General features: G+C 53.4%; 1 protein-coding gene. It reads right to left on the reverse strand.

Going from position 1 to position 264, the window contains the following annotated elements:
- Nucleotides 1-77 precede the first annotated feature (77 nt).
- Nucleotides 78-264 (reverse strand): hypothetical protein (locus tag CF70_RS37820; RefSeq protein WP_235185054.1); only part of this gene is annotated, 187 nt, incomplete at its 5' end.

A 264-nucleotide genomic window follows, 5' to 3' on the forward strand; every position in this document is an offset into this window, starting at 1 on the left:
AAGTTCCAAACAGAATGGAACACTACACTAGCAAGCACATGGCTGTAAGCCATTGATCTATATGGCGAAACGGCCGTTCAGTGGCGTTTTTTGCCGTTGTGCAAGAGCAACGCCATTTTCCGTCCATGTTCAATGATTCCGCTAATGCGGTGCGGCGGATCATTAATTCGGCTATCGCGGGCTACGCTGAGCCGGTGTCGGCGAAATTCTATTGCTGGCCGAGCAGGGCGGATGGGGAGGGTGACAGTTCGGTAGAGCCATGCG

Source organism: Cupriavidus sp. SK-3 (assembly GCF_000611145.1).
Classification (GTDB): Bacteria; Pseudomonadota; Gammaproteobacteria; order Burkholderiales; family Burkholderiaceae; genus Cupriavidus.